We start from the raw sequence: 22,551 nt of genomic DNA on the forward strand, positions 1-22,551 counted from the left end.
TAAGTTCAATACCTTTCAGCACAGGAGCATAAAATGCAGGATACCGGGAAAGAGAGAACGCCAGGTCAGAAAAGTGTCCGTCCGGTCAGCTATTACCAGCAGTTATTACATCAGGCCCGCTGCCGGAAGAATATTTCCGTCAAACCAGAGGAACTGGCATGGTTTGATATCAGTCATTATAAGTACGTGCATTGTCTGACCCTGCGGGAGCTCATGACGGAACTGATGGTGCGGGGAAGCCTGTGTACCGCGCCCGACATCGAGACATGGGATGATGCGGTGCTGGGGCCGGGTGAGGTCTTTCAGACCTGTTACCCTAAAATCCTTGCGGGTGAGCCAGCGTTGCACAAGCTGTTTATCTCTCATGAACAAATACCGGAACTGAACTATCTGTCTGACCCCGGGGAGTCGTCTTCCCCGGTGCTGACGTTACCGGTCCGGGAACTGAGTATCGGTGATATCGATACCTGTTATCATGCGCTGTCTGCAGCCGACACCGACACACCATTTTTTTCACTTGAGGAGTCCCGACACCCCTGTTATCTGGAAAGGAGCAGCAAAAGCGATATCGAGCCTGACACACCGCTGACCACGCTTCAGATATCGGCCTTTGGCAGCCATATCGAACAAATTTATCTGGCTGTCGATCCTTCATATTCAAAGACTCAGCTAATCGACGCTTTCAGGGTGTTATTAACTGATCTGGATAACCAGTACGGGATTTTTACACCGCCTGCCGAACAGACTACCGGAATACGCCAGAAGCTGTTGTACGATATCCAGGCTTATCACCTCATTCCGCTGATTGATTTGCTGCTGTGGCAGATCAGCAACAGGAGGATACTCCCGCTCAGGAACCTCTTTAATCTGTTGAATAACCATCCGTTTGGTGCCTCTGCAACCTATACAGGTTATGCCAAAACCAATTTCCAGAGCAGTTATCTGAGAACTTTTGACCAGGTGATGAATCGGGGAAATCCCGGTGAAGTTTTAAGTAAACTTTTAGTAAAAACAGATGGTTATGATACATCGTATTACGCTGCCACTCACGTATAATTCTCGCTGATTTTTGATTCATAAAATCGGTGTTCTGGCAATATGTTTTTTTCCGCAAAAAACATAAAACGAAAGTAGTTCTTCCATCATGCAAAATGGCTGTCTATTCAGAACAGAGGACAGCCTGATGAAAGATGAACATCCGAACGATACGAACCCACTCAAACTGGTGGACCTGAAATTTATCTGTGAAAGTACGGGGCTTTCCCCGGCTTATATTTACAAACTGATGAGTAGTGGGCTGTTCCCGAAACCCCTGAAACTGGGACGTGCCAGTCGCTGGTATCTCAGTGAGTTTAAGGACTGGCTGGAAAGTCGTCTGCGGATGTAAGGCATCATTACCTTGGCAAAGGCTAACAAATATGATGCACTAACTTGCCATCGTGCTGGCAGTCGTTTACCTGGTCTGTCATGTGGGTACTGGTCCTGTTAACTGATATAAGAAGCTAAAAACCACATGCAGAATTATGGTTCTTATATTATTAAATTAATTATATAAACTATTAAACCAATATTAATTAAATTGATTGGTATTATGCTGATTAACATATTTGTATTGTTCATGAATTAATCAGGGTAACTGAGGATGTATTTCTTTGAATTTAATTGGTTAATGCCATGCATTGACTGTATGTTATTAAATAAATACTCATTGAGATATAAGTGTTGTTGTTTTACATGATGCAGGTTCAGGTGCTGTCACCACCGTGATAGTATGTTTAAAACATAGAGTCACTAATGAAAACAGATTGATTTTTTTGTTTTTAGTTATGACTGATTGATAATCGTATGGCGGTAATCAGTGCTGACTACCAACAGAATACAGAGGCAGGATAATCATGGACAGTTATCTGGATGTCGAGTCAAGTAGTATGCATGCTATGGACAGTGATACTACGTTAATTATTACCGATGATCTGGATATCGTACAAATACAGAGTCGGTTGCTTTCAGTTTTAAAGAAAATACTACGTTCTGAAACCGAAGCTTTTAAAATGGCTAAGTCCGGGGGCTACAACAGAATGGGCTATTTACTCAACGAAGCCATCAGTGGGCTCACTGTACTGGAAAAAAGTCTCAGTGAGTATCAACAGCTGCATCCCACGATACGGCTATTCAGCAGGACGCTTAAAGCCTATAACCTGACAGACCTGTCAGTAACGGAAGCTACGACAGCAAACGATGTGTTGAGACGCTTTCGGGACGAAGCACAATCAACCGCTTATAAGAGACAGCTACGTAATTTCCAGAGGACCGCCAGTAAGAACCTGGCAGGTGCATTAGCTTACGTAGATCACCTTTTTGAGCATCACTCCCGGTTGCAGGTTATCCGTGTAGATCTCTCTTATCAGAAAGTCATTGTGAAGAACAATGTCGTTTCAGCTGACATGACCCGATTACATCGTAAACGTTTATTCAAATGTGTACAGTCGTATTCTTTATTTGAACATTGTATGGGGTATATCTGGAAGCTTGAATACGGGCAGTACAAGGGTTTTCATTATCACACCTGTTTCTTCTTTGACGGGAGTAAGGTTCGTGGTGATGTTTCATTGGCTCGTCGAATTGGTGAGTTCTGGAGAAATGAGATTACTGAGGATAAAGGGCTGTACTTTAATTGTAATGCGATTGCCAATAGCTATGCCCAGTCAGGTATCGGTGACATTCATTACACTAATCAGGCTAAACGTAGCGCATTACAGAAAGCAATAACATACCTGGCTAAAGTAGATACGGCAGTACGACTGACTTTACCCAAAGGGGGGCGTACATTTGGGCGCAGCGAATACGTTGTACGACAGGGGAAAAAGCGTGGACGGCCACGGTTGGCTGTTGAAACAACGGGGAGCAGGTCAGCCAGTATTGACGCATCAGATTAGAAGCCCGCTGTCAGTTCATCGATCGGCTATGAAGGCAATGACAGTACCCGTCGCTCTCGCCCGGACGAGCGTTATTTGCGCCTGAGCATGCAGTCTGACGACATTCTCCGGCGCTGATGTGATCCCCCCTGCCTTCAACTCATTTCTGCGCTACGTGCTGCCGATATACTCCCTTCCATGAATAAAGCGAATCACATTGCATTACCTCCTAAAGAATCACTGGCTGACCTGGCGCATTTTGCCTGGTGTGCGCTGGTGGGATTACGGCTGGCTCAGCAGGACGGCCTGGCACGTTCACCGCTGACCATTCACACTTTTCTGGTCCGCTGGCTGGCGGATGTACAGAAACAACGTCGGTTTCCGCGCTCTGTTGCGCCCGACATCGACAGCCTGTTGCGTCTGGGGATGATGAAAGGTCCAGCAGCTACTCTGTTGCAGCGGCTGGAATACCTCTTTGACGCCTGCAGCAACCCGGTTACCACTGAGACAGTGGATAACGGACGTCAAAGCATACCGGATATGTGCTGGGCAGTCTGCGTATCAGAGAAAGCGTAAGCAAAATTGATGGGAAAATTGGTAAGCGGCTTGGCCATGAAAAACAATGGTCTCTACAACACGACCTCAGGCGAACGCTTTCAACCCATCTGAGTGATTTGGGCGTTGAGTTTCATGTCGTGGAGCAGCTGTTAGGCCATGCATTACCTGGTGTGGCGGGTATTTATAACCGAAGTAAATTTATGGCGAAGAAACTGGACGATTTGGAGCTCTGGACAACATATCTCAATAGCATCTCAAGTGCTGAGTCAAAAGTGATGAGCCTCAAACAAAAGGCAGGCTAACATGAAAAAAATGGAAGTTGTTGATAAAAAAGGGAGTGTGGCGCCAATGTAGTGTTGGTGTACTCTTTTGGCTTTTGAATGCAACTATGTCAAAGATTGATGTGGTGTCCTCGTTGTTCTGAAATAAAGATGGTAATTCGAAACGGTCATTCCAGCTCAGTTACTGCTACAATGGCACTAAACCCGAACCCCATCAGACCATTGAAGATAAGCCTCAATGCTGTTCTTCGTCATTTAAAAAACTGACCCCACATTAGGTAGCACAAAACGTTAAACCCGGCGCTGAAGTTGTTATCTGCTGTGAAGTCGATGAACAGAGGTCTTACGTACAGAATAAAGGTCATCCACGCTGGCTATTCTACGCTTATGACCGCATCGGAAAGTGTGTCCTCGCCCATGTATTTGGTACACGTAATGCTCTGACTTTACGGCGGCTTCTGGTTTTACTGAGCCGGTTTAACATCGTTTCCTACATGACTGACGCCTGGCCTGTGTACCGGGCTTTACTGGCTTCAACCAGCCATGTCGTCGTCAAAAAATACACCCAGCGAATAGAACGGCATAATCTCAATTTGCGAACCCATCTTAAACGACTGGCCCGCAGGACTATTTGTTTCTCAAAGTTAGAAGAAATGCACGATAAGATCATCGGGTGGTATCTGACGATCAATCATTACCACTGAGTCAGCGTCACGACCCTGGTTGTAATTTATCCGGTTGTTGAACTAGTACGCAATGAAAAAAAATCGGCTGACCGGCGTTAAGCTATTTTTTCAGCGAGACGTTGATACCCGCATTTGGCGCAAGCCGCGTCATGTCATACACTCCGAGCGCAGTGATAATCGCGATGACGACAAATCCCAGGCGAAACCCCATTCCAGGAACGGTGGCGTAACCAAGATCCTCACTGAGGATGCTGCCCATGCGAATACTTAGCGCGCCCATTGTCACTCCCAGTCCGCTGGCGAGCTGAAGTGAAGTACTGAACAGCGTATTGGCTGAACTCATCTCCTGGGACGGAACTTCAGCGAAGGCCAGCGAACTGATACCAGTGAACTGCATGGAACGGCTTAATCCGCCGAGGAACAGCAGCACCAGCGTTACCAGATGCGGCGAGTCAGGCGTTAGCAGTGCACAAAGCAACAGCGTCAATACGCAAGCGACACCGTTACCGATAAGCAGCTTACGGAAGCCAAAATAGCGAATTAGCGGTGTTGTCGCGGGTTTCATCGCCAGGTTGCCTGCAAAAACGGCCAGCACCATTGAGCCTGCTTCAAACGCGTTCATTCCGAAGCCAACCTGAAACATCAGGGGCAGCATAAAGGGGGCTGAGCTAATCGTCGCACGAAGGATAAATCCTCCGCGCATGCTAATACGAAATGAGGGAACCGAGAGCGATGACAGGCCAATCAGTGGCGTTTTACAGGTCAAAAGATGACGAATACTCCAGAACAGGGTGGCGAGTCCAATTGTAATGGTTACTGCAACTTCGAACAGGCTAACATTTTGCTGGCTGAACATTTCCAGCCCGGCAACCAGGCTCAGCATCGTTATGCCAGTGGCGACAAACCCTGTGAAATCAAATGGTCTGCGATCTTTAGCCGATTGGTTTGGCATCATCCGCAATGCTAATACAATAGCAATCAGCCCCAGAGGGACGTTGAGAAAGAAGATCCAGTGCCAGCTGGCGTAGGTAGTAATGAATCCACCCAGCGGCGGCCCAATGATGGGGGCCACCAACGCTGGCCAGGTTAGCGTGGCAATGGCCTTGATAAGTTGATCTTTAGGAGTGGTGCGCAGAACGACCAGGCGTCCTACAGGAACCATCATCGCGCCGCCGGTTCCCTGAAGGATACGCATCAGAACGAACTCAGTTACGTTATGGGTCAGACCGCATAACAGGGATGAAAGTGTAAAAATGCACAGCGCCAGAGTAAAGACGTTTCGTGCGCCGAAACGCTCCGCAACCCAACCGTTGGCCGGGATCAGCACTGCCAGAGTTAATAGATAGGCACTGATGCCAATATTAAGGTCTATCGCCGTGACACCAAACGCCTTTGCCATATCCGGAAGAGCAGTAGCAATCACCGTTCCATCAAGAAACTCCATAAAAAATGCGCTGGCAACCAACAGCGCCAGCCCTGAAATCTGCCCAGAGTCAGGGCGTTCCTGCCGGAGTGCTTTGTCCTGGGGGGAATCTGTTAAAGCCATATACCGTCCTCACCGATTTGCCACGGTGCCGTAGTGGTGTGATAAGTTCGAAAGATGTTATACCAAACAAACAAGCTGGCTGAGAACTAATTTTTAATATATGTTACATAAATATTGATTTTTGATAATAGAAGTACTCGTATCTTACAGATACCATTCCGTTAATGTAACGATGGGAAATTATATAGATATTAAAAACAAGATCGTAACAATTCAATACGGACCTCAATGACTTGCAATCAACCTCTTTAACTTTAGTGCAGTATTATTTTTTTACAATACCAATGTCTGCCTTATTAATATTTTTCTATTTTTTCAGGGTGAAGGTTTAAAATGTCGAGAAAAAATACAATTTTGTTAGCACTAGTCTCTCAATCAGTTGAGGGAGTGTTGAATTTATATACCATTAAAAATGGTGAAATATATTATCATCGGAGGATAAATGCAGGTGATAAAGTGATGCCTCTGGCACTATCTGCTGATGGAAATGCTCTTTTTGCTCATACTCGTGGGCTAAAAAAAGAGATTCTTTACTATCCACGTAAATGGTTAATAGTAGAAAATGAGCCCCTCGTGAGAACAGTAGTTGAGGATAACTTTGTTTTTCTTGCTGTGTCGCCGTTTTCTCGTTTTTTATACGCTGTGTCATATGAAGCCCATCGCTTAGTTGTCTTTGATCTGGATGCGTTGAAGCGCGGAGAACCCCTGGTGGTAACAACGGTGGAAAATATTCCTCATGCTCACTCTGTGGCTGTTTCATCGGATGAACGTTTTGTATATATCTCGTCATTATCAGCTGGTTTTGTCGCCACATTGCAATGGCAATGCCAGTCGCTGGTTGTTGTTGGACGTCAACTTATTGCGGCAGATTTTGGCCCTCGCCATCTTAGACTTCATACGCCTTCTGCGAGGCTATATGCTATTAGTGAATTTAAGGGACAAATTGCAACGATGTGTGTGAATCCGCAAACGGGCCAGCTTGCTCTTGAAGAGATATCTTCTCGACCGGTGGCGCTTGCGGGTTTACAGGATGGTTTCCCTCGTCCTACTGCAACTGACACTGTCCAGCCTTCTGCTGCTTTGTTGGCAGGGAGGTGCTGGGGGTCTGAGATTCAGATTACTCCTGATGAACGCACCATACTTATTGCCGAACGAACTTCCAGCCGCATTTTACTCTGGCAGCGCAATGCCTCAGGATGCCTTATCTGTCGCTCATGGATTGAAACTGAAACTCAACCGCGCAGTATACAGCTTAGCCCTTGTGGGAATTATCTGATGAGTTGTGGTGAGAAATCGTCAATGGTTGCGCTTTATAAAATTGATCATTTAAATGGCAAACTTGTATTAGTTGATCGTGCGCCCGGAGGCAATGGAGCAAACTGTATTGAAATTATTACGTTGCAAAGAGGTGAGAAAATGTTGTGAGCATACGAAACGGTATAAAACCACTTCCCAGGATTTAATGTTATCAGAGATGTATATTGCTGGAATGTAAATAGCATCACGGTAGATAATGCTGGAGAAGTACTCTATCGGTTGGTAGGGTTATGCAAGAAGCAGTTCCGCTGGCGTCTGCCAGAAGGTAATTCTTATCTGAGGACACCCGTTGGCATTGTCTCCACACCACTTGACGACACGCTGGCAGATACGACAGTTCGTCTTCTGAAGGTATTATTTTCACCACTTGAAGCGCGGGTTCTGGGCCCGGGGATTGTGCGGGAGCTGATTTTTCGTGTGCTGCTGGGTGAACAGGGCGGAGCCATTCGTGCTGCGCTGGCCTGTCATGGCAACTTTGGACGTATTGCACGTACGTTACGGCGTATCCACCTCGATTACGCCCGTCCACTGGATGTGGCTTCACTTGCGCACGAAGCTGGCCTGAGCGTTCCGGCTTTTCATGCGCATTTCAAAGCCGTGGCGGCGACTTCTCCCATTCAGTACATCAAGTCAGTGCGTCTTCATCAGGCGCGACTGATGATGATACGGGATAACGTTACTGCAGCAGGGGCAGCAGCGCGGGTCGGCTACGAAAGTGCGTCGCAGTTCAATCGGGAGTTCAAAAGACTGTTTGGTCGCAGCCCCGGAGAGGAGACACGTAAAATGCGCACAGCATTCGCACTGATGGAACCTGCGCAACTCGAAGCAGCGACGTCGACACACTAATCTGCAACTGTCGATATTCATGCGCAAATGTTCACTGTAAACCGGACTGAGACGCCAGGAAGCTAACAGTTCATGCTGATATGAAGGTTATCTGAATAACCTGTAGAATTTTCGTTCGTAACAAAAATGTCAGCTACACCTGCCGGCACATCAACACCGGCAGCCAGAACCAGTATGTACCTGTACCTCTGTGAACTGCGTGGAAGACGAACGTAAAACATCGCAAAACCTGGTGCGAAAGCGTAAAGCAGTCGTGCCATTTATATGCGCAGATTGACGGGCTAACCGTCCTGCTTTCATCACCAGGTTTTCAGGCCCGTTCGAGTTACAAACCCAGCTTGTCTTTCATTTCTTTTTCTTCAATCGCCTTGGCAATAGCGTTTCTCATCACTTTCAGAATGATCCCGCTGAACATGGCCGTTAAACCGATGGTAAAGAATGCCGTAACCGCAAGGTCAATTAACCAGAATCCTGAATGAACAAGAACGGGCCTGTAAATTGCAACACCGGCAAAAACCACCCAGTGACTGAAACAATAAAAACAACTGAACAGGTAACCTGCCATGGCATTTTTTTTGACCATCCATTCACGCAACGGGCGAAACATTTCCTGCTGTGTGACGGTGATTGAAATGCAACTGGACATCAGTGCAATGACGAGGCAGACCCATAACTGTTCTGACACATTATCGAATGACATAAAAAATACTCTCTGTATGGATTTCATGTAATAGTATAAGATACATGATATCGCACCGCTTATGCAACAACGAAAGTTTCATAAGAAGCTTCGCAGTAAACAGGATAAAAAATGAGAAAAGACCACCGGCTGTCCCGTGCATTACACGTGCTGATACATATGGATAAAATACGCGATCCCGTTACCTCGGAAGATATAGCATTGATGATCAATACGAATCCGGTCGTGGTCAGACGCCTTTTCCAGGGGCTCAAACAGGCGGGTATCATTCATTCTGAAAAAGGGCATGGAGGTGGCTGGACACTCCAGAAATCTCTCGGAGACATCACTCTCCTTCAGGTTTTCCACGCTATTGGCAGCACTGAACTTTTTTCAATAGGCTGGGCGACTGAGCATGACAAATGCCAGATAGAGGATGCAGTTAACAATGAAATAAGTGATACGCTTGAAGAGGCTAGGTGTCTGATTACGAACCGCTTTGCTGAACTTACCCTTGATAAGCTTGTGCCGGAAGTCCTTAAACATAAATAAATTCAACAGCCGGGCATCATATAGTGTCCGGCTGTTGAAAGGTCATGATAAATTTTTAGTCTGAAGCCTGTTCTGTTACCGGCCGTTCCTCAGGCGCGTCCGGTAAAGTGGCCGAGTGCAGTGGTTTCCCTGATATTTGTCGGGCTAACAGGTAGAACACGGGAGTCATAAACAAGCCAAAAAGGGTGACGCCAAGCATTCCAGAAAATACCGATATCCCGATAGACTGACGCATCTCAGCGCCAGCGCCATGCGATATCATCAGGGGGATTACACCCATGATGAAAGCCAGTGAGGTCATCAGAATAGGACGCAGCCTGAGACGGCATGCTTCCTTCACTGCGCTACAGGCAGACTTACCTGAAAGTTCAAGTTCACGGGCAAATTCAACGATAAGAATGGCATTTTTAGATGCCAGCCCGACCAGGACGATAAATCCAATTTGCGTAAAGATATTATTGTCCCCATGAGTGAGCCACACCCCGGTAAGTGCAGAAAGGATACTCATTGGAACAATCATAATCACAGCCAAAGGGAGCGTAAGGCTTTCATACTGGGCAGCCAGCACCAGGAATACAAGGAATACACAGAGTGGGAAAATCCAGACGGCACTGTTGCCTGCAAGAATTTGCTGGTAGGTCAGGTCTGTCCACTCATACTCTACGCCGGGTGGAAGTGTTTTCATCGCTATACGTTCAATCTCTTCCATCGCCTGACTTGAAGAATAGCCTGGAGCAGGCGCGCCACTAAGATCGACCGCTGTAAAACCGTTATAACGGGTAACCAGCTCAGGACCGTGTGTCGGCTCAATACGGGCTATGGCAGACAGCGGTACCATATTGCCATCGGCATTTCGGGTCTGTAGTTTCAGTATATCCTCCGGGGTCGCCCTGAACTCTGCGTCGGCCTGCATTCTTACCTGATATACACGACCTATTATATTGAAATCATTTATATAATATGAGCCAAGATAGGATTGTAATGTCTCGGTGATATCACTGATGTTCACCCCAAGTTGTTTGGCGCGATTACGGTCAATATCGACATTAATTTGTGGAAAATTATTCTGGTATGTTGAAAAAAGTGGCGTCAGCACAGGTGATTTAGCTGCTTCTGCCTGAAAGCGTCGAAGTACTTCGGCCATTCCGTCGTAACCGATATTTCCTCTGTCTTCAAGCTGCAATTTGAATCCCCCCAGGGAACCCAGACCCATAACGGGTGGTGCCGGGAAAACGGCCGCAAAATCTGCGCCAGGAAGTGACTGATATCTGGCATTCAGAGAGGCGGCAACATCATCTGCGCTGATGCCAGGCCGTTGCTCAAAAGGCTTGAGGAGGACAAATGTCAGACCGGAACCAGGGCTTGTGGTGGTGCCGTTTACAGACAATCCAGCATAAGAAGATGTGGAAGATACTCCTGGCTCACTTCGTGCTATTTCATTCATTTTTTCCAGTACCCGGTCTGTTCTGGACAATGATGCGCCAGCTGGAAGCTGCACAAAACTGATAAGGTATTCTTTATCCTGAGCAGGGATAAACCCCCCTGGTACAGACCTGCCCAGTAACAGCGTAATTGCCAGCAGAATGCCATAAATCACCATAATCAGAATCTTGCGCTGGCCAAGCGCGCCAACACCTTTTTCATATCGCCTGGCACTACTGTTGAACAGGCGGTTGAAAACAGTAAAGAACCGTCCACAACTACGATGCATAATGCGCGTAAGCCAGTCGCTGTCTGAATCACGTGACTTCAGCAGCATGGCAGAGAGAGCCGGTGAGAGCGTAAGGGAGTTAATAGCGGAGATAATCGTTGAAACTGCTATTGTCACTGCAAACTGCTGATAAAACCTCCCGGTCAGGCCACTCATAAAAGCCAGCGGAACAAATACGGCACTCAGCGTCAGCGCGATCGCAATAATGGGACTACTGACTTCCTGCATAGCCTTGCAGGCGGCATGATATGGCGTCATGCCTCTTTCTATGTTTCTTTCTACATTTTCAACAACAACAATGGCATCATCAACGACAATGCCAATAGCTAGGACGAGGCCAAAAAGGCTCAGGGCATTGATTGAAAACCCAAAAAGGTACAGAAATGCCATTGTGCCGGTTATCGAAACGGGAACAGCCAGCAGAGGAATGATTGATGCTCGCCAGGTCTGGAGGAAAAGAAAAACAACCAGTACCACGAGGAGTATGGCCTCAAAAAGAGTATGAAGCACAGCTTCTATACCCGCCCTGACTGATTTGGTTGGATTATAAACTATCTGGTAATCCAGTCCTTCAGGGAACTGTTTTTTCAGATCTTTCATTGTGCGACTTACTTGTGAGGCAATTTCCAGAGCATTTGCGCCCGGAGACTCCTGTATGGCCAGCGCTACCGCAGGCTTTTTATCCAGGTAAGTACGCATGGCATAATTTTCAGCGGCCAGTTCAATACGGGCGACATCCTTCAATAATGTCGTTCTGGTATCCTGTCGGGCATGGAGCACAATGTTGCCAAATTCTTCAGCCGTTTTAAGCCGACCGCTGGCATTAACTGACAACTGTAACGGTGTTTCTTCTGCCATAGGGGCTGCGCCAATGCTTCCCACTGGTGACTGGGCGTTTTGTTCACGGATAGCAGAGGCGACATCTGATGTCGTCAGTCCGCGAGCAGCCATAGCATCAGGATTAAGCCAGATTCGCATCGCGTAACCACCGGGGCCCCATACTGATACCTGGCCAACTCCCTCAATACGCGAGAGCTGGTCTTTGATGTTACGTATGGCGTAATTACTGATGTAATTATCGTTATATCTGCCATCAGGCGATATCATATGAACGGCAAGTGTGATATTCGGCGAGCTTTTATTCGTTGTGACACCCAGTCGCTGGACATCTTCAGGTAACCGGGGCAGAGCCTGCGACACCCGGTTCTGCACCCATTGCTGAGCCTGATCGGGATCTGTGCCCAGTTTGAAGGTCACTGTCAGATAGAGATTGCCATCCTCATTTGAAAGTGACTGCATATACAGCATATTCTCTACGCCGTTCACAGTTTCCTCTATTGGAGCTGCAACCGTCTGTGCAATCGTAGTGGCATTGGCTCCAGGATACTGGGCATGAACGATAACGGATGGGGGGACAACCGGTGGGTATTCCGATACCGGTAGACGAAATATGGCGATAATCCCTGCCAGAATGAACAACGCAGACAGTACTCCAGCAAAAACCGGCCTGTCGATAAAGAATTTTGATACTTTCATGATGACTTATTTCCTTCCCGGGATTTTGAAGAAGGGGATTCGTCTTTGCTGACAACGACTGTTTCACCGGGACTGACCAACTGCGCCCCACCGGAAATAACTCTGTCACCCTTATTGAGGCCTTTTTTCACAACAATCAGTTCCCCCTGTCTGTTTCCCAGTTCGAGGGGGCGATATTCAACTTTGTCATTGTTTCCGACTACCAGAACATAGCGTCTGTCCTGGTCGGTGCGGATCAGTGTCTGGTCAATCAATACTGCTGTATAAGATTTGCTTGCCTGGAGTCTGACCCGGGCCTGTAAACCGGGAAGCAACCTTGATGATGGATTATCAAGAAGTGCGCGCATCCTGATAGTGCCGGTTTCAGTACTGAGATGATTATCCACAGAATGAAGAATGGCTTTATGTGGATAATCTTTTTCATCGGCCAGTCCTACCAGCACTTCAGGTTTGTCTTTATTTGAAAGCTTGTCGATATAATTAAGATAGGTTCGTTCATCCGCATTAAAAGCGACATACAAGGGATCAAGAGCAACAATGGATGCAAGAACTGGACTGTCAATACCGGCTGCGACCAGATTACCGACTGTCAGTTCTGCTCTGGAAATACGGCCAGTTACCGGTGCGGTGATCCGGGTATAGCTTTCGCTGAGCCTGGCGCTCTCGACCTCAGCTTCGGCAATCTCCCTGGCTGCTTTCGATTCCCGGGCGGCATTGTTCAGAACGTCATAATCGCGCTGTGAGATAGCATGGGTCCCGATAAGTTTTTTACCCCGGGACAGATCCAGCAATGCCAAGTCCTGCTTCGCTTTTGCCTGCGCGTATGCTGCACGAGCCCGGGCCAGTTCAGTCTTATAAGGGGCTGGATCGATAATAAATAAAATATCGCCTTTCCTGACCAACTGACCATCCCTGAACTTAACATCCACAATCGAGCCTGTAACTTTTGAACGTACAGTGACCTCATCGGTGGCTTCCAGTTTTCCCGAGAATTCGACCCAGTCGTTTACCGTATGAACAACTGCGGACGTAGTTCGCACCGTTTTAAAGTTTGATGTCTCAAGTGCATACGCGCCGGGTATGACGCTCTGTTTTGAAAGGAACAGCCCGATGACAGCCAGTGTAACGGTTAAGCACAACATGCGACGTTTGAGCGATACAGTCATAAATCAGTCCAGAAATGATTTGATTATGAAACCGGACGTTAAGAAATTTATCGATGCTTAACGCCAAACTTTTTGTCTGAGTTGCTTTATTGATACGAGGGCGCAAAAGGATCTGGCTAGCTGGTATCAAAAAGCGAAATCATGTAACTTCATATGAGTCATGAAATAGGCTATCACAAGAAACAGGTAGAGTTACATGATATTTTTGCGTGAAGAGTTTTTCTCTAGAAAGGTTTTAAGCTCAAGGAAAGAAGAGATTGCTGTATTTAAGGAATTTCATGCAGTAATGTTGTGATGTGCTCGCCATAAAATGTGGACTGAACTGACCTAACTCCCGTAGACGATCCTGCCCTATAAATGTCTCTGATATGTCTGTTAAACCCGTGGTGATTCATGGTATTTAATAGGTATACCCATTTGATAACATATTGACATAAGCTCCATTTGCTCTGAAAATGAACAGGCTTATACGTTGCTTTTGCAACCACCAATGGTTCAGTAGCCTGCGAGAATCGCCTTCGGGTGGCTACAAAAAAGCTCCTGCAACCTGAAAGGGAGCAAACTTTGGTAAATCTGCACACCTTTGAGAGCAGATATCGTCAATGTAAGCGCACTATGATGCGACGATAAAGGTTCCTTCTGTACTAACCAGACAGTCAGAATGTTGTCTTTTCTGACTCCCCGACGGGAAACACTTCCCGGTCGGGCAGGTGTTTCCTTTTTTTATGGAGAAACACAATGTCTGTCATCTCTTCTGCGATTTTCCCTGAACATCTCCTTACTCAGCTTCAGCAGTCTACTGACGCAGCTGTCCGGAAATTGAAATCTTTCATTTATCTGCATCGCAACAGTAGCTGGTATGTCAACGGCTCGGGCAATTATGCCGTCCGTGCGCATATCTCTTCTGTCAAAGACCAGGGCGTTAACGTCTTTCTTACCGTTCGTACAGGTTGCCACCGCGCCGAGTATGTTTTTCACCGCCTGCCGGTCTCCTTTCCTGAGGGAATAACAGGTCGTCGAAACGCATACCGCCATGCCTGCCGTCAGGCACAGCATCTGGCACACCTGCGCTACCGTTTTCTTTCCGGAGGGCATTCTCATGACTGAAGCACTGCACGATGTCACTTTCCGTATTCTGTCGATGTCTACACCATCGAGCAAGTCAGCACGGTTCCGTTGCGTCACTGGCATGCTTTCGTTCTGGCCGTAACCGAAACCTTCTGGCAACTGCCGGTGCGTCTGCGTCCAGGAAATATGTATCTGCCGTCGCTTAACCGCGCGGCTGACCTTTTTCCGGTTGCTGATGTCATGGCGTTCTGTGGCGATTCAGGCGGCTGTTTCTGGCCGGTCAACATGACCATTGAGCGGGAGCGCAGCCACAATACGCTGAGTATCCAGGAGCTGGATTTTCAGCATCAGCCCTGCGATTTCTTTGCGCGTATTGTGATGGTCCTGCTGCACAACCTGTGTCCGGGCAGCTTCCGGATACATTCTTCAGACGAGGGTCGCAGCTGGGCGTTACCGTTACGCTGGATTGAACAACATCTCGGCCTGCCTGAGCAGCCGACGCTGACCGCGCCTCAGCCGGTACTGAAAACATCGGTAGGAGAGGGCGCGTTTGATTCCCTGCTCCTGCAGCTGCTCTCCGGTGGTGAGCGGGTGCTGAGCAATGAGGACTGGAATGCCTTCGTGCTGGCGGAATTCCATCTGTACGAACTGAAGCGGGTCGCGGAAACATCTGACTCGTTTTAAATAGTAATGACGTTAACCCCGTCGGGAGAGATGACTCCGGACGGAGCGGCTCTCCCGTTTTTACAGGAGAGCCCTATGTTTTTTCGACAACAAAGATTTGACGAACGTCCTGCTGACCGCCCGCATGCAGGGAGGCCAGCTTCATCTGGCAAAGGATGAGGGTGTTTATCTGATGCCGGCCACCGGTGCCTGGCAGGGCAACGATCCGGTGCCGCGTATTGCGTATGCCGCAGGGTGTCACCCTCAGAAAAATGAGGACTGGTACGACACGGCGCGCCTGCTTGCCGGCTGCGATGATTTCATTGAATCACTGACGATAAGCGACGCGATCGCCACCTCTGTACTGTCCGGCAGGATGGACCTGAGGATCTTGATTACCGACACACAGATACAGGTGCTCACCGCAGCGACTGACCGGGTGAAAGTGGCGCAGTATCGCCAGAAGGCCGATCAGCTTCTGGCGAGTGCAGTCTGTCACTTCAGTGCCTGTGTCGGGCCTGATGAACTCTGCCGCTGGCGTGAAAACGCCGTGCGTCTGCTGACGCAGGCGGCCTTCATCAGCTGTAAGCGGGCGAAGCCTGAAGATCATCAAGCCTTTCTGACCGCCTGTGGCAGGCTGCAGGCAAGGTTACCGACTGGTTTGGTCTGGTCAGCGCCGGCGATGAATCTGATGTCGCAACTGCCTGGGAGCGGCTCAGCCAGTATCCTGAACGCTCCCAGCCCTGCGATATGCTGGCCGTCATACCTACGCGGCTGGCAGCAGAGCTGAACGGCCCCGAGGGGTTGATGTCCGGTGTGTCGACCACAACCAGCCTCTACTGCCGGCAGTACGGCATGGAGTGGCCGGCCGGGCACAATGTGAGCTGGCAGCGGCATTCGCCAAACAGTCTTACGCTGCAGATGGATACGCCCTGGCTGCCGCCGTCAGGTGAGGTTGTCGGGGAAATCTCAGCGGTGTTTGACTGCGAGGTGCGTCACAGCTACAGCGAGCCCGTGAGCGGTCTCAGCGGTTACGGCTGCTATGACGGCGGTGAGCATGTTGACGGACACAAAGGCGCGTCCGGCGCGTCTCAGCCCGGACAGGTGCTTTATCTCGTCAGCGATGAGCCCGCTTCACCGGCTCAGGACGCTGCATCATATCGTGAGGTCCGGGGGTAAAAGCCTGCTCCTCCCTTAACCCGGCCACGGCACTGCCGTGGCTTTTTACCCTCAGGGTGCGTGTCCCTTTTTTATGGAGAAACGCATGCCTGGCATGATTAACCACGAAAAAGCCTTTGTTAAGTTGTTCAGTCAGACGGCCCGGTATCATCACCGGTTTAAAGTGTTCGGAGACTTCATCAGCTGCAGCGTCATCGCACTGGAAAACCGGCTTCATTTCAGTGAAGTGCGGGAGCAAAAGTATCTGCGTATAGTCGGTGGATACGAAAAGGAGGACGTCACGCGCATGGCGCAGCTGCTGGCCCACGTTGTTAACGGGCTGGGTGACGCGCCCGGGGACTTCCTGGGGCGCGTCTTCATGCAGCTGGAGCTGGGTGATAAATACAGGGGCAGTTTTTCACGCCTTATGGGCCCATGTTAACTGTTATGTCTTTTTAAATTTAGTAATATCAATGGGTTATGCTGACGATTTCAACTAATTATTTTTCTTGCTAAACATGCATGCCGCTTTATATGAAAAAGATCTTTACGCATCTTCCCCATGAAAGGGAGGCCATACAGTTGTTTTTCGGGAAAGGATTAGAAGGGTGATGACATATTCATATTGCTCTGATTGTATTTTCATTTCACGAACTGAAGCGTCTTTATCTGCATGAGGGAACCAAATTGATGCAGGGATCTTCATTCCTGCTCTTTCCATTGAAATGTTCTGGTTTGCAGCAAGCGATCCTTCCGGGATACTTACAACCTTGCGTTGTGTGCGAAAGAAGGCTCCGTTACGGCGAGCCGCGGGGCTGGAAAAGGCCCATTTCATGTACCCGTCACGAGATAAAATGAATACAGCATTTTCTTCAGTACATTCAAGCCATTTCAATGTAGCTGCTGTCAGCGATACCCCATAACGGATCGCATACAGACGTAATACTTCAATATCAATGTCTGGCGTCAACTGTTTCCGGAAATCATTGAATGGCATCAGTAAGTAAGAAGCAAATAAATCTGCTTCTGATTCAATATTTTTATCTTCCCAGGATAGCATATCATCACTGCTACATCTGAACTCATCACGATTTAGACGATGAAGTATGTAATGTCCCAGTTCATGTGCCTGAGTGAATCGAATTCTCCCCGGGGACGTTAAGCCGTTATTATAAAGTAGCATCCAACGGCTGCGGGCTTCATTGGCAATTAATGCACCATCAAATCCTTTGATGTCAACGGGTTCTATTTTTACTATAGGGTCAGCCCATTGGAATAACTCTGCTGCCCCCAGAGACAACTCACCAACGTTAACAGGAAATCGTTCTGTGCCGTGAATCTCACTGAAAGTATCGCAAATTTTTGTTAGCCGAATAGCTGCTTTTTGAGGCGTCCATATCTCTTTTTCTGGCATAACTAAAAGTCCTTTTTAAAGGTGTCCAATATTTTTCTTAACTGTGCTTTAGCCTCAGGTTCAAGGTTTTTATAGCCTCGAAAGAAAGCATCATCAAGATGTCTTTCTTCCGGTTCTCGAAGATCATCTTCTAAAAAGAAACTAGTCCCAACTCCCAGTGCATCTGCCAGGGCTGTGAGCTTTTCTGCCGAAGGACGTTGAGACTCGCGATTTTCCAGCTCCCATAGATAGCTTTTACTCAGTCCAGCCATGTCAGCGAGTTTTTCCAGTGTTAATCCACGCTGTTTACGCAAATCGCGAAGTTTTTCGCCAAGACGGGTTGCCATTTCTACATCTCCTCATTTATCTCTTTCATCATTGTACCACTATTCCGAACAAAAAGTTTGACAAGTATGAAAAATGCACCCATTCTATAAAAAAGTTCGCTATACCGAACTTTATGGCCGACGAAGATGAACATGACATGTCGTCCGGCTTGGATAGAGTGAAGACTTCTAGTGAGGATGAGATGTCTACAGAACATGTCGACCATAAAACTATAGCGCGATTTGCCGAGGATAAGGTAAATCTTCCAAAAGCAAAGGCTGATGAATTCAGGGAACAGGCCAAGCGGTTACAGAACAAACTGGAAGGGTATCTTTCCGATCATCCTGACTTTTCATTAAAGCGAATGATTCCATCAGGTAGTCTGGCTAAAGGGACTGCTCTTCGCTCGTTAAACGATATTGATGTGGCTGTGTATATCAGCGGCTCTGATGCACCACAGGATTTACGTGAGTTACTTGACTATCTTGCTGATAGATTGCGTAAAGCATTTCCTAACTTTAGTCCTGATCAGGTTAAACCCCAGACATACTCTGTAACGGTTTCCTTCCGGGGCTCTGGCTTAGATGTCGATATTGTCCCTGTATTGTATTCGGGGTTACCTGACTGGCGAGGTCATTTGATAAGCCAGGAAGATGGCTCGTTCCTTGAAACCAGTATTCCTCTGCACCTTGATTTCATTAAAGCCCGCAAGCGTGCTGCCCCGAAGCATTTTGCTCAGGTTGTCCGTTTAGCGAAATATTGGGCTCGTTTAATGAAGCAAGAGCGACCGAATTTTCGCTTTAAATCGTTCATGATTGAATTGATTCTTGCAAAATTACTGGATAATGGTGTGGATTTCTCGAATTATCCGGAAGCTTTACAGGCATTTTTTACCTATCTGGTGAGCACTGAATTACGTGAACGCATTGTCTTCGAGGATAATTATCCTGCGTCAAAAATAGGCAAGTTGTCAGACTTAGTGCAGATTATTGATCCCGTTAATCCTGTAAATAATGTTGCTCGTTTATATATGCAGTCTAATGTGGACGCCATCATTGACGCCGCAATGGATGCCGGTGACGCTATTGATGCTGCATTCTATGCACCAACCAAGCAATTAACCGTAACCTATTGGCAGAAAGTTTTCGGTTCTTCATTCCAGGGGTGAAATCATTATGTCTTCTTATAGTTATACGGTAGCAGAGACACAAACTTTCAGCGTAACCCACGCTCGTCACATGGCTGCTAAAGTTGCAACTGACTTGCGGCGGATGCAGCGTTTTTATGGTTACCCCAGTGATGCCGACATTGAAGCATACGAAGAAGAATTGGTTGTGTTTCTTAAGGCTGGTTATTTGGGGGAGGTCTCTTATGGTTTTCAGAAAAATAATAACTGGATCGAGCCGACCCTTCGATATACTGCAGGTGACTTGCTTGGTTCAGGAACAGATGACGATCCTGGAAAAATCCGCCCAGGAAAAGATGTATCGGGTGCATCCTTCTACAGTTTTATGACTTATAGCTCGAAATATCTGAATGCTACTCAATCGGAAAAAGATACTGCTTTGAAAGATCTACCATTCAAACGGGTTGGTGCCCAGTCTCCAGGGATTAATGGCTACCTCGAAAATGATAAGACTTATTCGGCCGGTGGTCGCTCCCTCACTCGCACTAGCGTAAGGAATTATGTATGAACGTAAAACCATCACTTGATGAATTGTTTGAGCGGCGTATTAACTTCCCTGACTTTGAGCCTCAGGAGCGTCTGGCTCGTTTAGTTGGTCTTGATGAGCACAAAGATCGATTATCCAAAATATTAGGTTTGCTTGTAAACCCTTATGGGATTCAGGAATGGGCCAAAAAATATCATCCAGATGCTCGTGCGGCTGTTGATACAGTACTCAGACGGCCACCTTTAGTTGTATTGGCTGGGGATGTGGGCTCAGGTAAAACAGAACTGGCGGAAACCATTGGTGATGCTGTTGCCCGGCAGGAAGATATTGATATTACGTTGTATCCTTTGAGCCTTGCTACCCGAGGGCAGGGTAGAGTTGGCGAAATGACTCAGCTGGTTTCAGCTGCATTTGATTACACCATTGAGGCTGCAGATAAATTAAAAAACACGAATGGAAAAGCTCGTGGTGCGGTTTTGCTGTTGATTGATGAAGCTGATGCATTGGCTCAATCCCGGGAAAATGCTCAGATGCACCATGAGGATCGTGCTGGTGTAAACGCTTTTATTCGCGGAATAGACCGGATCGCCAATCAGAAACTACCAGCGGCAGTTCTTATGTGTACTAACCGGCTGAAAGCTCTCGATCCGGCCGTCCAGCGTCGTGCTGCTGAAGTTTTGACTTTCTCCCGGCCAAATGATGAACAACGAGACTATTTGTTGCGTTCAAAACTTACGGGGTTGGGATTAAATTCTACGGCGATAGAAGAATTAGTCAGGTTAACCGGTCCAAGGGACACGAATTCGCCGGGATTTACTTTCTCAGATATTACCCAGCGGCTAATTCCATCAATAATTCTTGCAGCCTATCCATATAGTGCAGTGTCACTCCATTCAGCACTGCAGGTAGTCAATAAAATGACACCAACACCTGCATTTATTGACCGCTAATAATATAGTAAAGATAAATGCCCATAAATAGTATTATGGGCCATACATAATTATGCAACGTATGAGTATTACTGAATAAAGGAATCTATTATGTCAGATTGGTCACTTTCTCAACTATTTGCTTCGTTACATGAAGACATTCAACTTCGACTGGGAACTGCACGTAAAGCTTTCCATCATCCAGGGGCTAAAGGGGATGCCAGTGAAGGAGTATGGATTGAAATGCTCGATACATATCTTCCCAAACGCTACCAGGCAGCTAATGCTTTTGTAGTTGATAGTTTGGGTAATTTTAGTGATCAGATTGATGTGGTCGTTTTTGACAGGCAGTACTCTCCATTTATTTTTAAATTTAATGATCAAATAATTGTTCCAGCAGAAAGTGTCTATGCGGTTTTTGAAGCGAAGCAATCAGCGTCAGCAGAGCTTGTTGCTTATGCACAGCGAAAAGTTGCAAGTGTTCGCAGACTTCATCGTACCAGCCTTCCAATTCCGCATGCTGGCGGGACATATCCAGCAAAACCACTCATTCCAATTTTGGGAGGGTTACTTACTTTTGAAAGTGACTGGAGTCCTGCATTGGGGGGGGCGTTCGACAAAGCTCTCAATGGGGATTTATCAGATGGACGACTTGATATGGGCTGTGTTGCATCACATGGGCATTTTTACTTCAATAACATTGATGGAAAATTCAATTTTGAACCAGGAAATAAGCCAGCTACTGCTTTTCTTTTCAGACTTATTGCACAGCTTCAATTTAGTGGCACTGTGCCAATGATTGACATTGATGCCTATGGAAAATGGTTAGCTAACTGAGTACTGGTTTATTTTTTTATTTATTTCGAGAAAGTTTATTTTTTAGATTGTAATTCAGCATTTCATTGATGGTTGTCAGCTTTGATATTCGAAGCTGAAGTTGTTGGATCTCATTCTGTAAAACTTTGTTTTTGGCATTTGCATCCTTTAACTTTTCACGTAATGTTGCCCGAGAACGCCGGGGGGTATTATCTGCTATCCTCCTGATTTCATATGCGATATCTGGATAGTAGTTGTGAATCAATGAAGTGCTAACGCCCGCTTCCCGAGCTACGCGAGAAATATTTACAGGTTTCTTCAAAACCATAAACCTCCTGATTATATTCCTGAATTTCTCACGGCGAATATGTGCTGGCTCATGTTTGTGGCTCATCGGTGTCTCCATCGTTGAGATTAATACCAAAGGATAGCATCAGTCTCTTACAATGAGTTATATCAGAGGATATTCGCTTCTGAGATGACTGGTTTTTAATACTACGCTGAATCGCCACGGATAATATAGACACTTCCGAGCCGTTGATGGACTGACCCCACAACAGTAGACATTTCCTGTCCTCACGACGAGGCCTGTTCAAAAGCCTCCGGACTGACGCCGCCGAGGTGGCTGTGACGCCGGGCCCGGTTGTAGAAGACTTCAATGTAATCGAAGATATCGGCCCGGGCCAGATCCCGGGTTTTATAGATACGTTTTCTGATCCGTTCTTTTTTCA

Annotated in this window: 21 protein-coding genes and 5 pseudogenes; 18 read left to right on the forward strand and 8 right to left on the reverse strand. The window is 47.1% G+C overall.

The window, feature by feature from the left end; all coding sequences use genetic code 11:
* Positions 1–33 precede the first annotated feature (33 nt).
* The 6 genes and pseudogenes from ACH1XZ_RS18615 to ACH1XZ_RS18640 form a co-directional block, all read left to right on the forward strand.
* Complete coding sequence (locus tag ACH1XZ_RS18615) at positions 34–1,056, forward strand: DUF6387 family protein (protein WP_395596688.1); 1,023 nt, start codon at positions 34–36, stop codon at positions 1,054–1,056.
* Positions 1,057–1,183: 127 nt separating this feature from the next.
* Complete coding sequence (locus ACH1XZ_RS18620) at positions 1,184–1,387, forward strand: helix-turn-helix transcriptional regulator (protein ID WP_270502574.1); 204 nt, start codon at positions 1,184–1,186, stop codon at positions 1,385–1,387.
* Between the two features lie 508 nt (positions 1,388–1,895).
* Positions 1,896–2,936 carry a YagK/YfjJ domain-containing protein gene (locus ACH1XZ_RS18625; protein WP_270502573.1) on the forward strand — a complete coding sequence of 347 codons (1,041 nt, stop codon included), beginning with the start codon at positions 1,896–1,898 and terminating at the stop codon, positions 2,934–2,936.
* Positions 2,937–3,113: 177 nt separating this feature from the next.
* A complete protein-coding gene (locus ACH1XZ_RS18630) occupies positions 3,114–3,491 on the forward strand; it encodes a DUF2913 family protein (RefSeq protein WP_270502572.1) in 378 nt (125 codons plus the stop codon).
* Complete coding sequence (locus ACH1XZ_RS18635) at positions 3,458–3,775, forward strand: tyrosine-type recombinase/integrase (protein WP_247751653.1); 318 nt, start codon at positions 3,458–3,460, stop codon at positions 3,773–3,775. Before ACH1XZ_RS18630 ends, ACH1XZ_RS18635 begins: the two co-directional genes overlap by 34 nt.
* 195 nt (positions 3,776–3,970) lie before the next feature.
* A pseudogene (locus ACH1XZ_RS18640) lies at positions 3,971–4,458 on the forward strand (IS1 family transposase); the annotation flags it as partial.
* Positions 4,459–4,540: 82 nt separating this feature from the next.
* On the opposite strand, the gene ACH1XZ_RS18645 reads toward ACH1XZ_RS18640, so the two are convergent.
* The gene (locus ACH1XZ_RS18645) at positions 4,541–5,986 is read right to left on the reverse strand and encodes an MFS transporter (RefSeq protein ID WP_101739915.1); all 1,446 of its coding nucleotides are present in this window, start codon (positions 5,984–5,986) and stop codon (positions 4,541–4,543) included.
* A 333-nt stretch (positions 5,987–6,319) separates the two neighbouring features.
* Between ACH1XZ_RS18645 and ACH1XZ_RS18650 the strand changes: the two genes are divergently transcribed.
* Together ACH1XZ_RS18650 and ACH1XZ_RS18655 are read left to right on the forward strand one after the other, a co-directional pair.
* Positions 6,320–7,411: a lactonase family protein gene (locus ACH1XZ_RS18650; RefSeq protein ID WP_101739914.1), complete on the forward strand. Its 1,092-nt coding sequence runs from the start codon at positions 6,320–6,322 to the stop codon at positions 7,409–7,411.
* A gap of 177 nt (positions 7,412–7,588) precedes the next feature.
* Positions 7,589–8,149 (forward strand): annotated as a pseudogene (locus ACH1XZ_RS18655) (AraC family transcriptional regulator); the annotation flags it as partial.
* A gap of 325 nt (positions 8,150–8,474) precedes the next feature.
* On the opposite strand, the gene ACH1XZ_RS18660 reads toward ACH1XZ_RS18655, so the two are convergent.
* Complete coding sequence (locus tag ACH1XZ_RS18660) at positions 8,475–8,849, reverse strand: hypothetical protein (RefSeq protein ID WP_044173415.1); 375 nt, start codon at positions 8,847–8,849, stop codon at positions 8,475–8,477.
* A 111-nt stretch (positions 8,850–8,960) separates the two neighbouring features.
* On the opposite strand from ACH1XZ_RS18660, the gene ACH1XZ_RS18665 reads away from it, so the two are divergent.
* Positions 8,961–9,380 carry an Rrf2 family transcriptional regulator gene (locus tag ACH1XZ_RS18665; protein WP_048330677.1) on the forward strand — a complete coding sequence of 140 codons (420 nt, stop codon included), beginning with the start codon at positions 8,961–8,963 and terminating at the stop codon, positions 9,378–9,380.
* A gap of 55 nt (positions 9,381–9,435) precedes the next feature.
* On the opposite strand, the gene ACH1XZ_RS18670 is transcribed toward ACH1XZ_RS18665, so the two are convergent.
* Positions 9,436–12,627: an efflux RND transporter permease subunit gene (locus ACH1XZ_RS18670; protein ID WP_101739913.1), complete on the reverse strand. Its 3,192-nt coding sequence runs from the start codon at positions 12,625–12,627 to the stop codon at positions 9,436–9,438.
* Complete coding sequence (locus tag ACH1XZ_RS18675) at positions 12,624–13,793, reverse strand: efflux RND transporter periplasmic adaptor subunit (protein ID WP_101739912.1); 1,170 nt, start codon at positions 13,791–13,793, stop codon at positions 12,624–12,626. The genes ACH1XZ_RS18670 and ACH1XZ_RS18675 overlap by 4 nt, the downstream gene beginning before the upstream one ends.
* Positions 13,794–14,531: 738 nt before the next feature.
* Between ACH1XZ_RS18675 and ACH1XZ_RS18680 the strand changes: the two genes are divergently transcribed.
* The 5 genes and pseudogenes from ACH1XZ_RS18680 to ACH1XZ_RS18700 form a co-directional block, all read left to right on the forward strand.
* Complete coding sequence (locus ACH1XZ_RS18680) at positions 14,532–14,900, forward strand: hypothetical protein (RefSeq protein ID WP_165850690.1); 369 nt, start codon at positions 14,532–14,534, stop codon at positions 14,898–14,900.
* A 69-nt stretch (positions 14,901–14,969) separates the two neighbouring features.
* A complete protein-coding gene (locus tag ACH1XZ_RS18685) occupies positions 14,970–15,545 on the forward strand; it encodes a hypothetical protein (RefSeq protein WP_233628616.1) in 576 nt (191 codons plus the stop codon).
* Between the two features lie 124 nt (positions 15,546–15,669).
* Positions 15,670–15,930: pseudogene (locus tag ACH1XZ_RS18690) on the forward strand (DUF3085 domain-containing protein); the annotation flags it as partial.
* Between the two features lie 233 nt (positions 15,931–16,163).
* Positions 16,164–16,703 (forward strand): annotated as a pseudogene (locus tag ACH1XZ_RS18695) (DUF1281 domain-containing protein); the annotation flags it as partial.
* A gap of 85 nt (positions 16,704–16,788) precedes the next feature.
* Positions 16,789–17,100 (forward strand): annotated as a pseudogene (locus tag ACH1XZ_RS18700) (SAM-dependent DNA methyltransferase); the annotation flags it as partial.
* Between the two features lie 129 nt (positions 17,101–17,229).
* Here the strand turns inward: ACH1XZ_RS18700 and ACH1XZ_RS18705 are convergent.
* Together ACH1XZ_RS18705 and ACH1XZ_RS18710 are read right to left on the reverse strand one after the other, a co-directional pair.
* A complete protein-coding gene (locus ACH1XZ_RS18705; RefSeq protein WP_038992114.1) occupies positions 17,230–18,096 on the reverse strand; it encodes an ImmA/IrrE family metallo-endopeptidase in 867 nt (288 codons plus the stop codon).
* A gap of 2 nt (positions 18,097–18,098) precedes the next feature.
* Positions 18,099–18,422, reverse strand: a complete 324-nt coding sequence (locus ACH1XZ_RS18710) for a helix-turn-helix domain-containing protein (protein WP_001515173.1) — start codon at positions 18,420–18,422, stop codon at positions 18,099–18,101.
* Between the two features lie 113 nt (positions 18,423–18,535).
* Here ACH1XZ_RS18710 and ACH1XZ_RS18715 point away from each other — a divergent pair, with 113 nt between their 5' ends.
* The 4 genes from ACH1XZ_RS18715 (at position 18,536) to nucC (ending at position 21,841) form a co-directional block, all read left to right on the forward strand.
* Positions 18,536–19,570, forward strand: a complete 1,035-nt coding sequence (locus tag ACH1XZ_RS18715; RefSeq protein WP_395596689.1) for a CBASS oligonucleotide cyclase — start codon at positions 18,536–18,538, stop codon at positions 19,568–19,570.
* A gap of 7 nt (positions 19,571–19,577) precedes the next feature.
* Positions 19,578–20,096: a CBASS phage resistance system CD-NTase-associated protein Cap7 gene (cap7, locus tag ACH1XZ_RS18720; RefSeq protein WP_038992388.1), complete on the forward strand. Its 519-nt coding sequence runs from the start codon at positions 19,578–19,580 to the stop codon at positions 20,094–20,096.
* Positions 20,093–21,025, forward strand: coding sequence for a CBASS phage resistance system CD-NTase-associated protein Cap6 (gene cap6, locus ACH1XZ_RS18725; protein WP_087760537.1), 933 nt, complete (start codon positions 20,093–20,095; stop codon positions 21,023–21,025). The genes cap7 and cap6 overlap by 4 nt, the downstream gene beginning before the upstream one ends.
* Positions 21,026–21,115: 90 nt before the next feature.
* A complete protein-coding gene (gene nucC, locus ACH1XZ_RS18730) occupies positions 21,116–21,841 on the forward strand; it encodes a CBASS effector endonuclease NucC (RefSeq protein ID WP_053287146.1) in 726 nt (241 codons plus the stop codon).
* A gap of 16 nt (positions 21,842–21,857) precedes the next feature.
* Here the strand turns inward: nucC and ACH1XZ_RS18735 are convergent, their stop codons facing one another.
* Positions 21,858–22,214: a hypothetical protein gene (locus ACH1XZ_RS18735; protein ID WP_200113289.1), complete on the reverse strand. Its 357-nt coding sequence runs from the start codon at positions 22,212–22,214 to the stop codon at positions 21,858–21,860.
* 182 nt (positions 22,215–22,396) lie between these two features.
* Positions 22,397–22,551: IS3 family transposase (locus ACH1XZ_RS18740; RefSeq protein WP_395596699.1), on the reverse strand; the 155-nt coding region annotated here is incomplete at its 5' end.

It is taken from the genome of Kluyvera chengduensis (assembly GCF_044197065.1).
GTDB lineage: Bacteria > Pseudomonadota > Gammaproteobacteria > Enterobacterales > Enterobacteriaceae > Kluyvera > Kluyvera ascorbata_C.

Excerpts from the sequence above, each read along its gene's own strand:
- ACH1XZ_RS18615 (WP_395596688.1), top strand. The coding sequence starts at position 34 with ATGCAGGATACCGGGAAAGAGAGAACGCCAGGTCAGAAAAGTGTCCGT.
- ACH1XZ_RS18620 (WP_270502574.1), top strand. The coding sequence starts at position 1,184 with ATGAAAGATGAACATCCGAACGATACGAACCCACTCAAACTGGTGGAC.
- ACH1XZ_RS18625 (WP_270502573.1), top strand. The coding sequence starts at position 1,896 with ATGGACAGTTATCTGGATGTCGAGTCAAGTAGTATGCATGCTATGGAC.
- ACH1XZ_RS18630 (WP_270502572.1), top strand. The coding sequence starts at position 3,114 with ATGAATAAAGCGAATCACATTGCATTACCTCCTAAAGAATCACTGGCT.
- ACH1XZ_RS18645 (WP_101739915.1), bottom strand. The coding sequence starts at position 5,986 with ATGGCTTTAACAGATTCCCCCCAGGACAAAGCACTCCGGCAGGAACGC.
- ACH1XZ_RS18650 (WP_101739914.1), top strand. The coding sequence starts at position 6,320 with ATGTCGAGAAAAAATACAATTTTGTTAGCACTAGTCTCTCAATCAGTT.
- ACH1XZ_RS18660 (WP_044173415.1), bottom strand. The coding sequence starts at position 8,849 with ATGTCATTCGATAATGTGTCAGAACAGTTATGGGTCTGCCTCGTCATT.
- ACH1XZ_RS18665 (WP_048330677.1), top strand. The coding sequence starts at position 8,961 with ATGAGAAAAGACCACCGGCTGTCCCGTGCATTACACGTGCTGATACAT.
- ACH1XZ_RS18670 (WP_101739913.1), bottom strand. The coding sequence starts at position 12,627 with ATGAAAGTATCAAAATTCTTTATCGACAGGCCGGTTTTTGCTGGAGTA.
- ACH1XZ_RS18675 (WP_101739912.1), bottom strand. The coding sequence starts at position 13,793 with ATGACTGTATCGCTCAAACGTCGCATGTTGTGCTTAACCGTTACACTG.
- ACH1XZ_RS18680 (WP_165850690.1), top strand. The coding sequence starts at position 14,532 with ATGTCTGTCATCTCTTCTGCGATTTTCCCTGAACATCTCCTTACTCAG.
- ACH1XZ_RS18705 (WP_038992114.1), bottom strand. The coding sequence starts at position 18,096 with ATGCCAGAAAAAGAGATATGGACGCCTCAAAAAGCAGCTATTCGGCTA.
- ACH1XZ_RS18710 (WP_001515173.1), bottom strand. The coding sequence starts at position 18,422 with ATGGCAACCCGTCTTGGCGAAAAACTTCGCGATTTGCGTAAACAGCGT.
- ACH1XZ_RS18715 (WP_395596689.1), top strand. The coding sequence starts at position 18,536 with ATGGCCGACGAAGATGAACATGACATGTCGTCCGGCTTGGATAGAGTG.
- cap7 (WP_038992388.1), top strand. The coding sequence starts at position 19,578 with ATGTCTTCTTATAGTTATACGGTAGCAGAGACACAAACTTTCAGCGTA.
- cap6 (WP_087760537.1), top strand. The coding sequence starts at position 20,093 with ATGAACGTAAAACCATCACTTGATGAATTGTTTGAGCGGCGTATTAAC.
- nucC (WP_053287146.1), top strand. The coding sequence starts at position 21,116 with ATGTCAGATTGGTCACTTTCTCAACTATTTGCTTCGTTACATGAAGAC.
- ACH1XZ_RS18735 (WP_200113289.1), bottom strand. The coding sequence starts at position 22,214 with ATGAGCCACAAACATGAGCCAGCACATATTCGCCGTGAGAAATTCAGG.